Here is a 250-nt window from a genome sequence, read left to right on the forward strand (position 1 = left end):
GCCTTCGCCGCCGTGGGAACTTCCATCGCCGTCGCGAACGGCAAACAGGCTGTGCTGGACGCGGCGACGGTCACCACCGCGCGCCATCACGATGACGGTGTCGCAGCGTACCTCGAGACGTGGCTCGCAGCGGCCAGCGCGTGATCCGCACGGTAACCCTTAGCCCAGGATTTGACCACGAGGTACATGTTGACCGCATCGATCCTGGTGAAGTTGGTCGGGTGATGTCGTGGCGTGTTCACGCTGCAGG

1 protein-coding gene is annotated in these 250 nt (G+C 64.4%); it reads left to right on the forward strand.

All coding sequences use genetic code 11. The annotated features are described in order from the left end of the window. The first annotated feature begins 12 nt into the window (after nt 1-12). Nucleotides 13-144, forward strand: coding sequence for an HAD hydrolase family protein (locus SB679_RS25580; RefSeq protein WP_410705173.1), 132 nt, complete (start codon nt 13-15; stop codon nt 142-144). Nucleotides 145-250: the final 106 nt, after the last annotated feature.

The sequence above is a fragment of the Chryseobacterium sp. SIMBA_029 genome (assembly GCF_046535275.1).
Classification (GTDB): domain Bacteria; phylum Bacteroidota; class Bacteroidia; order Flavobacteriales; family Weeksellaceae; genus Chryseobacterium.